The 8,015-nt window shown below is 66.4% G+C and carries 10 protein-coding genes; 7 read left to right on the forward strand and 3 right to left on the reverse strand.

Annotated elements, in window-relative coordinates; translation table 11 throughout:
• Window positions 1–93 precede the first annotated feature (93 nt).
• The 3 genes from Amac_RS50415 to Amac_RS50425 are packed head-to-tail and all read left to right on the forward strand — an operon-like array spanning window position 94 to window position 2,438.
• Window positions 94–1,245 carry a C45 family autoproteolytic acyltransferase/hydrolase gene (locus tag Amac_RS50415; RefSeq protein ID WP_155361548.1) on the forward strand — a complete coding sequence of 384 codons (1,152 nt, stop codon included), beginning with the start codon at window positions 94–96 and terminating at the stop codon, window positions 1,243–1,245.
• Window positions 1,242–1,916 carry a FadR/GntR family transcriptional regulator gene (locus Amac_RS50420; protein WP_155361549.1) on the forward strand — a complete coding sequence of 225 codons (675 nt, stop codon included), beginning with the start codon at window positions 1,242–1,244 and terminating at the stop codon, window positions 1,914–1,916. Before Amac_RS50415 ends, Amac_RS50420 begins: the two co-directional genes overlap by 4 nt.
• 39 nt (window positions 1,917–1,955) lie before the next feature.
• Window positions 1,956–2,438 (forward strand): nucleoside deaminase, encoded by a 483-nt coding sequence (locus Amac_RS50425; protein ID WP_155361550.1) that lies wholly within the window; start codon window positions 1,956–1,958, stop codon window positions 2,436–2,438.
• On the opposite strand, the gene Amac_RS50430 is transcribed toward Amac_RS50425, so the two are convergent.
• Window positions 2,435–2,644: a hypothetical protein gene (locus Amac_RS50430; RefSeq protein WP_155361551.1), complete on the reverse strand. Its 210-nt coding sequence runs from the start codon at window positions 2,642–2,644 to the stop codon at window positions 2,435–2,437. The genes Amac_RS50425 and Amac_RS50430 overlap by 4 nt on opposite strands.
• 147 nt (window positions 2,645–2,791) lie before the next feature.
• Between Amac_RS50430 and Amac_RS50435 the strand changes: the two genes are divergently transcribed.
• From Amac_RS50435 to Amac_RS50450, 4 genes are all read left to right on the forward strand, one after another.
• Window positions 2,792–3,322 (forward strand): hypothetical protein, encoded by a 531-nt coding sequence (locus Amac_RS50435; RefSeq protein WP_155361552.1) that lies wholly within the window; start codon window positions 2,792–2,794, stop codon window positions 3,320–3,322.
• 11 nt (window positions 3,323–3,333) lie between these two features.
• Complete coding sequence (gene cutA, locus Amac_RS50440; RefSeq protein WP_155361553.1) at window positions 3,334–3,663, forward strand: divalent-cation tolerance protein CutA; 330 nt, start codon at window positions 3,334–3,336, stop codon at window positions 3,661–3,663.
• Window positions 3,664–3,924: 261 nt separating this feature from the next.
• Window positions 3,925–4,443, forward strand: coding sequence for an RNA polymerase sigma factor (locus tag Amac_RS50445; protein ID WP_246269222.1), 519 nt, complete (start codon window positions 3,925–3,927; stop codon window positions 4,441–4,443).
• The gene (locus Amac_RS50450; RefSeq protein WP_155361555.1) at window positions 4,440–5,540 is read left to right on the forward strand and encodes a CU044_5270 family protein; all 1,101 of its coding nucleotides are present in this window, start codon (window positions 4,440–4,442) and stop codon (window positions 5,538–5,540) included. Before Amac_RS50445 ends, Amac_RS50450 begins: the two co-directional genes overlap by 4 nt.
• Window positions 5,541–6,026: 486 nt before the next feature.
• On the opposite strand, the gene Amac_RS50455 is transcribed toward Amac_RS50450, so the two are convergent.
• Together Amac_RS50455 and Amac_RS50460 are read right to left on the reverse strand one after the other, a co-directional pair.
• Entirely contained in the window at window positions 6,027–6,803 is a 777-nt protein-coding gene (locus Amac_RS50455) for an ABC transporter permease (protein WP_155361556.1), read from the reverse strand.
• Window positions 6,800–7,741 (reverse strand): ATP-binding cassette domain-containing protein, encoded by a 942-nt coding sequence (locus Amac_RS50460; protein WP_373869953.1) that lies wholly within the window; start codon window positions 7,739–7,741, stop codon window positions 6,800–6,802. The genes Amac_RS50455 and Amac_RS50460 overlap by 4 nt, the downstream gene beginning before the upstream one ends.
• Between the last annotated feature and the right edge of the window lie 274 nt (window positions 7,742–8,015).

Below are 8,015 nucleotides of genomic sequence, written 5' to 3' on the forward strand. Positions count from 1 at the left end.
GTCCCAGAATCAACATGTCTGACAGCCAGGCATCCTGGACTCCTGCCTTCATGGCATGTCCACGGTAAGTGACCCGAGGGAGCGGCCTCTTCCATGCACCGCACGAGCGGCATCACGTTCCCTGTCGTCCGCGTCGCCGGCCCTCCCGCCGAGCGGGGCTCGCAGTACGGCGCCCTGGCCCGCGACCAGATCCACCGCTCCATCGCGGCCTACGAGCGCGTCTTCCAGCACTACGCGGGCTGGGACTGGGCCACCGTACGGCGGCACGCCGCCCGTTTCACCAAGACCATCGACGACTTCGCCCCGGCCCTGATCGCCGAGATGCGCGGCATCGCCGCCGGCGCGGGCGTCGACCTGGAGGAGATCCTCGCGCTCAACACCCGCAGCGAGATCATGTTCGCCGCCGGGGACACCGGCATCCCGCACGAGTGCACGTCATTCGCCTTACAGCCGCACCGCACGACCACCGGTACGATGATCGTCGCCCAGAACTGGGACTGGCTGCTGCACGCTCAGGAGACCGCGACCGTGCTCGAAGTGACCCGCGACGACGGGCCCTCCTTCGTCACCCTGGTCGAGGCCGGGCTGCTGGCCAAGGTCGGGATGAACGAGGCCGGTCTCGGGCTCTGCACCAACACGCTGGTCAGCGATGGGGACGAAGGGCGGATCGGCGTGCCGTACCACGTGTTGCTGCGGACCGCGCTCGACAGCGAGTCGGCTCGGGACGCGGCCGAGGTCATCGCCTCCGCCGAACGCGCGCTGTCGGCCAACTACCTGCTCGCCGACGACACCGGCTTCGCCGTCGACCTGGAAACCGCGCCGCGCCCCGACGGAGTGCGCCGCCTTTCCCCCGGCAACGGCCAGATCACGCACGCCAACCACTTCCGTGCCACGGATCTGACCGGCGAGGACCTCTACGCCAAGCGCAAGCCGCACACCCTCGACCGGCTGCGCAACATCACCAGCGGCCTCAGCTCTTCGGGCGTGCTGTCCGTCGATGACATGAAGCAGGTCCTCGCCGACCACGTCGACCACCCGTCCAGCGTCTGCCAGCACCCCAACGAGGCACTTCACCCCCGCGAGCGCACCGCTACCATCGCGGGCATCATCATGGATGTCACGGATCGCACCATGCATCTCGCCGCGGGACGCCCCTGCGTGGCACGGTGGGAGACGGTCAAAGGCGCGGTCAGTCACCGCCAGCCCCCCCTGCTTGGCACCTTCGAAAGGAACCGTCCGGAATGAAGGTCGTCCCGGTCGAGCACAAGAGCGCGGCCGAACACGTGCGCTCCCAGCTCATCGAGCTCATCGAGTCACGCCACTTCGCCGTCGACGACAGGCTGCCCTCCGAGGCGGACCTGGCTCACTCCTTCGGCGTCAGCCGCTCGGTGATCCGGGAGGCGCTGCACAGTCTCAACGCGCTCGGTCTCACGAAGTCGTACGCGGGGAAGGGCACGTTCGTCGCCGCCACCCGGGCGCAGTCCCAGTTGCTCATCGGGCGCTATCTGCCCGCGCAGCTGAACGAGGTCCGCCGCTATCTGGAGGTTCCCGCCGCTCGGCTGGCCGCCGAGCGCCGTACCCAGGAGGACATCGACGGCCTGGCCGCCTTGGTTGAGGAGTTCGACAAGAGCGACGATCCCGCCGATCGCATCAAGATCGACGCGCTTTTCCACATCGCCATCGCCTCGGCCACCGGCAACCCGCTCTTCTCCCGCCTGGTCGAGGATCTCCGCGCTGTGCTTCAGGATCAGGCCCTTGCCGTCTCCGCCTCGCCCGGGCGTGCCGCCCAGGCCCGCGCCGAACATCGGGCTATCTTCGAGGCCATCCGCGATGGCGACGCCGAAATGGCCGATCTCGCCATGCGCCGCCACCTCGCCGCCGTCGTCGCGACCTCGACCAGCCTGACGGACGGATAGCCTGGTACCTCTTGACCAGCCTGACGGACGGATAATCCGATGCCTTTCGACGAGTCCGAACTCAGGCACTTGCGCCGCTGCGTTGAACTCGCCGCTGAGGCCATCGACGCGGGCGACGAGCCGTTCGGCTCGGTGCTGGCCGCCGGCGATGGAACCGCTCTCGCCGAGGAGCGCAATCGCGACCACACGGGCGGGGATCAGACGCTTCACCCCGAATTCCAGCTCGCGCGATGGGCTGCCGCCCACCTCACAGCCGAGGAACGTGCCCTCGCGACCGTCTACACCTCGGGCGAGCACTGCCCGATGTGCTCGGCCGCCCATGCCTGGGTCGGCCTCGGCCGCATCGTGTATGTGGCGTCTTCGGCGCAACTGGTGGAATGGCTGACCGAGCTCGGCGTCGGTCCGGCTCCGGTCAGCGCGTTGCCGATCCAGCAGGTCGCGCCGGGTATTCGGGTGGAGGGGCCGGTTCCTGAACTCACCGAAGAGATCCACGCTCTGCACCGGCGGTACCACTCTTCCTAGTGCAGTTCGATCCTGTCGTCGGTGATGTGGATCGCGCGGCCGATGGGGGCGGCCAGGATCAGGAGCACGAAGCAGGCCCAGAACAGCGGCCAGTTCGTCATGATCAATGCGATTCCGCCCGTGGTGAAGACGACGACCACCACGGTGACGAAGATCCATGAGATGGGACGGCCGTGCGGGTCGCCGCGGCGAGGCCCGTTCGTCATGGCTGGTTCCTGCCCGGTGTGAGCTGGGGGTATCGCATGCCGTACCAAAGAATGCTTGGCGGCAGCGGCTTTACCGCCGTCTCCCTCGCCTGAGCATTCCAAGTCGGGCGCAGGCCGCCGACAAGCTCGACCTCGGAGACTGGGCACATGACGGAATTCCTGGACGCCCTCCAAGGGGTCACCCCCGCGAAACGCGGCCCCGGCCTCGCGGGGAAGATCATTCTCGTGATCCTTTGGGTGGGCGTCTGCGTCGTGCCCCTCGCGCTGTCGGTGTCCGCGATCGAGCTGGCCACCGGTCGGGTCGGGACCCCTGGAACTCTGACGGTTGTCTCCTGCGAGTCCCTCGGTCAGGGGCGATATGACTGCAAGGGCAGCTTCCTCCCCGATTCCGGCGGTCCTGCCGTTCCCGTTGATGCTTCGCCCGACTCGGACGCGGGCGAGGTGATCCGGGCTCAGCTGACCCCTTCCGGCGACCGTGCGGTTCCCACCGGTGTCACGGGCTTGCTCGCCGCGCTCGCCGTTCCCGCCGTTGGGGTTGGCGGCCTCGGATTCCTGCCGTACGTGGTGCTCTACTGGATGGGCGTACGTCGCGGGATGCGAACAGCGGTCATCGTAGGATCGGTGATCACCGGCGTCGGCCTGCTCCTGGCAGTGGTGGGCGTGGTCGCCGCCTCATGAAGGGCTCGCGGATGGCCGAATACATCGAGGTGCGCGTAACGGCGGGGAGCGCGGAGGAGGCCGACCGGATCTGCGGGGCGGTGGTCGGGGGGCGGTTGGCCGCATGTGCGCAGGTGGTCGGGCCGATCGTCTCGACGTACTGGTGGGAGGGGCAGGTGCAGCGCTCGGAGGAGTGGCTGTTGCTGCTGAAGACGAGAGCTGAGCTTTTCGACGAACTCGCCAGATCGGTACGCGCGGAGCACTCCTACGACGTCCCGGAAATCGTCGCGGTCGCCCTCGTGGACGGCATCCCGGATTACCTCACGTGGATCACCGAGGAAACGAGCCCGGTTCAGCGGTAAGGCGGCCTGAAGGTCGGGGTCCCTCGCGCCGATCCTCCTCCGGCGGAAGCTCCTTGATCAGTTTTGCGTCGACCTGGCTGTCAGCGGCTCGCTCGGTGCCCTTCAGCGCATACTCGGTGGCTGCCCGGAGTGCCCCCACTCGACACGCTGAGCGGTTCGGGCACTTCCAGGTAGATCTTTTGAGGTTCACGGTAATACTTTGGTTTCTCCCGCCACTTCCCCATGTCAAATGACTATCCGGGACACGGAGGGGTTGGGGCGTTGACGAGCGATCGAGAACGGTTCACCACCATCTACGACGAATGTCGGCAACGCGTGTGGGCCTACGTGGTCAGTCGCGCGGGGCGGCAGGTGGCGGACGAGGTGGTGAGCGAGACGTTCGCCATCGCCTGGCGGAAGTTCGACCAGGTTCCGCAGCACGCGTTGCCGTGGCTGCTCGGCGTGGCCCGCAACGTGCTGCGCGACAACATCCGGGCCGAGATCCGCCGTGAAGGGCTCGCGCGGGAGATGCGCGATTGGGTCTCCGGCGATGTGGCCGACCATGTGGCCGAGCGCCTCGGCGTCCTGAAAGCCATGGCCAGGCTCACGACAGACGACCGCGAAATCCTCATTCTGGTCGCCTGGCAGGGCTTGAGTCCGCGGGACGCCGCCCGGGTGCTCGGCTGCACGGTCACCACCTTCCGAGTCCGCCTGCACCGCGCCCGGAAACGCCTGGAACAGGAACTCGAACCGATCACCCCCGCGATGTCCCGCGTCCAGCTCACGAAGGAGTGGTCGTGAACCCCCTCGACGAATTGCGCACCGCGCGTCCCGCCCATCTCGGCGACGTTCCGGTCGACCCGCGAACCCGGCAAACCGAACTGTCGTACGCGTTCGCCCAAGTCCGGTCCGCGCCCCGCAGGAACCTCAAGCCCATCTGGGGCCTCGGCCTGGCCGGCGCCGCGGCGGCCGCCACGGCCGTGGCCGTCTTCAGCTCCGGAATCGGGGCCGGTACGGTGCCGCGCGCCCCCTCCACGATCCAGGCAGAAGCGCCACCGGTCGAGATCTCCGCCAAGCAGCTCCTGCTGGTGGCCGCGACCAGCGCCGAGAGCCAGCCCGCCCCGACCGGGAAGTACTGGCACATCAAGAGCCAGTCGCGGTCGCTGCTCGGCGTTGAGGGTGGGTATGCCATGGCCAGCGAAAGCCAGGGCGAGACCTGGACCACCGATGGGCGGCAGTGGTCCACGTCGCAGTCTCTCGGTCTCAAACCCGCGACCGACGCCGACCGGGCCGCGTGGGAGGCGGCGGGTTCGCCGTCGACAATGACGATCACCGGAGGCAAGCAGATAACGACCGCGGCGGGCAAGCCCTATTCCAGCCGCTACAACAACAAATACATCTACTGGCTGGGCCACAATGTCACCCTCGCCGACCTGCGCGCCCTGCCGTCCGACGAGGCCGAACTCAAGGCTTCCATCCTCAAGTACTACGAAGGCCACGACACCGAGTCGAACCTTCCCATGTCCGAGGACGCGTGGCTGTTCCGCGTCGCGAGCGGCCTGGTCATCGACGGCCCGGTCAGCCCCCAGGTCCGCGCCGCCGCCTTCCGCATGCTCGCCGCCCTCCCCTCCGTCACCTCCCTCGGCCAGGTCACCGACAGCACCGGCCGTCCTGGTACGGCAATCGCCATCGAAACCGACTCCCAGATCAAGGTCGGCGATCCCAACAAGGGCATCCTGCAGGAACGCGTGATCATCGACGAGAAGTCCGGACGGGCACTGGCTCGCGAGAGCGTCGTGATCAAGCCAGGCGGTTTCCAGGCTGGGTTGAAGGCCGGGACCATCGCCAACGCGTACACGATCATCGAGTCCGACTGGACAGACACCCGCACGTCGTAACCGGCCATCGAAGCGTGCCGCGTGGCACTGTCCACGCGGCACGCGGCGTCATGAGCCTGCCGTCATGAGCCTGCCGTCATGAGCCTGCCGTCATGAGCCTGCCGTCATGAGCCTGCCGTCATGAGCCTGCCGTCATGAGGCTGTCGTTATGAGGCTGTCGTTATGAGGCTTGGAGGCTGTGACCGGAATCGAACCCGTGTGCACCGCTTTGCAGGCGGTTCCTTAAGCCACTCGGGCACACGGCCAGGCAGACGGGCGGACGACATCTTGCGCGGTGACCGCTGACCGGCTACCGGGAGTGATCGCAGATGCACGCTGTCCGCCACCATGATTCGCGTGCTGGCGGACGACTTCTGGCGCGGTGACCGCTGACCGGCTAGCCCTGCATTCCGCACGTGACCACCATTGACCTGGGGCGATCACCTAAGGTGCTGGATCTTGTATAGCAACTGAGCTGCAACGATGCAGCATGTGCGGAAAACGGGGCTAACGGGAGGGGTCGCGGTTATACGCCTTTCGGGCCCACAGATATCCAGCGAGGGCGAGGCCGGCACACCACGCGACCGCTTTACCGGCGCTGTCTCCTGTCGGGGTGCCCATGAGCAGTCCGCGAAGCGTGTCGATGATGGGCGTGAAGGGCTGATACTCCGCGAACCACGCCGCTCCGCTCGCCATCGAGTCCGGCGGAACGAACGCGCTACTGAGGAACGGCAGGAACTGCAGGGGTAACGCGGAAGTGTTGGCTCCGGCGGCGCTGCCGGTCACCAGTCCGATGGCGACACCAATCCAGGTGAACGCGAGCGTGAGTAACGCGAGGAGCCCGGCTGCGCCCAGCCACTCCATCGGCCCGGCGGCTGGCCGGAAACCGATCAGCATCGCCACCCCGATGATGAGCGCGAGGCTGACCATCGTCCGGATCATGCTCCCGATGACCTGGCCGGTCAGCACCGACGCGCGCGAGATGGCCATGATCCGGAACCGGGCGATGATGCCTTCCGTCATGTCCGTGGACAGATTGACGGCCGTGGAAGCCGCCCCGCTCCCCACCGCCATCACCAGGATTCCGGGAGTGAGATAGTCGATGTAGGCGGAGGTGGTGAGCGAGGACCCCATCACGCCCCCGAACACATACACGAAGAGCAGCATCATGAATACCGGCGTCATCACCTGACTGATGGCCATCAGCGGGTAGCGCATCATGTGCCGGAAATCGCGTCGCGTCATCGTCACCGAATCGGCCGCCGCGTGGGCGAACGTACTCATCGGGGATTTCCTTCCTTTGCCGGGGCGTGGCGGTCGGTGAGCGCGAAGAACACGTCGTCGAGGTCGGGGGTGTGGATAGTCAATGCGTCGACCTCGATGGATTGTTCGTCCAACCGGCCGAGCAGGGTTTTCAGCGATCGGATGCCGCCGTCACTGGGAACGTTGAGGGTGAGGGCGTCGTCGTCGCGAGCGGATCCGCGCAGGGCCAGGGCGGCCGATTCGAGCCCGATTTCGTCGGCGAATTGCAGGCGGATGTGACCGCCGGGAATACGACGCTTGAGTTCGGTGGCAGTGCCTTGGGCGACGAGTCTCCCGTGATTGAGCAGCGCGATCCGATCGGCGAGCCGGTCAGCCTCTTCCAAGTACTGCGTGGTGAGGAAGATGGTGACCCCGCTGGTCGCGAGATCACGAATGATCTGCCACATCGTGCGGCGGCTGCGCGGATCCAACCCCGTGGTCGGCTCATCGAGGAAGATCAGCCGCGGCGACCCGACGAGGGTCATCGCCAGATCGAGACGCCGCCGCATTCCCCCCGAGTAAGTCGCGACCGGTTTCTTCGCCGCCTCGACGAGATCGAATTGCTCAAGCAATTCACCCACCCGCCGCTGGCCCTTTCTCCGACCCAAATGATGCAGGTCCGCCATCAGCACGAGGTTCTCTTCCCCGGTAAGCAGATTGTCGACCGCCGAGAACTGCCCCGTGACTCCGATCGCCGCACGCACAGCCCCCGGCTCCCGCGCCAGATCATGCCCCGCGACCCGAACTTCCCCACCATCGGCACCGATGTAGGTAGTCAGAATCTGAACAGTGGTCGTTTTACCGGCACCATTCGGCCCCAGCAACGAAAAGATCTCGCCTTCCGGAACATACAAATCAACACCATCGAGAACAACCTTGTCCCGGTACGCCTTCCGCAACCCGGTCACCTCGATCGCCATGGACGACTTACTCATATTTCACCTTTTCTCTCAACATCTCGTGGGATTCGTATAACTCATTCAGACCCAGCCACCTCCCTGCACCACATGCATGCCGCCCAGACCGCACAGAACTGCGCGCCTTAGACAGACCACGTGACTTGGGCAGCCCACGCCGGCCGGGAGTCTGTGTGGGCCTGGGCGGGTTGTGTGGATTGGGTAGCTTGCGCTGATCGGGGAATTCGTGTTGGTCTGGTAGGCCATGTGGTTTGGGCAGTTCACGCTGGCCGGGAGT

The organism is Acrocarpospora macrocephala, from assembly GCF_009687865.1.
In the GTDB taxonomy this organism is placed as follows: Bacteria; Actinomycetota; Actinomycetes; order Streptosporangiales; family Streptosporangiaceae; genus Acrocarpospora; species Acrocarpospora macrocephala.

Excerpts from the sequence above, each read along its gene's own strand:
- Amac_RS50415 (WP_155361548.1), top strand. The coding sequence starts at position 94 with ATGCACCGCACGAGCGGCATCACGTTCCCTGTCGTCCGCGTCGCCGGC.
- Amac_RS50420 (WP_155361549.1), top strand. The coding sequence starts at position 1,242 with ATGAAGGTCGTCCCGGTCGAGCACAAGAGCGCGGCCGAACACGTGCGC.
- Amac_RS50425 (WP_155361550.1), top strand. The coding sequence starts at position 1,956 with ATGCCTTTCGACGAGTCCGAACTCAGGCACTTGCGCCGCTGCGTTGAA.
- Amac_RS50430 (WP_155361551.1), bottom strand. The coding sequence starts at position 2,644 with ATGACGAACGGGCCTCGCCGCGGCGACCCGCACGGCCGTCCCATCTCA.
- Amac_RS50435 (WP_155361552.1), top strand. The coding sequence starts at position 2,792 with ATGACGGAATTCCTGGACGCCCTCCAAGGGGTCACCCCCGCGAAACGC.
- cutA (WP_155361553.1), top strand. The coding sequence starts at position 3,334 with ATGGCCGAATACATCGAGGTGCGCGTAACGGCGGGGAGCGCGGAGGAG.
- Amac_RS50455 (WP_155361556.1), bottom strand. The coding sequence starts at position 6,803 with ATGAGTACGTTCGCCCACGCGGCGGCCGATTCGGTGACGATGACGCGA.
- Amac_RS50460 (WP_373869953.1), bottom strand. The coding sequence starts at position 7,741 with ATGGCGATCGAGGTGACCGGGTTGCGGAAGGCGTACCGGGACAAGGTT.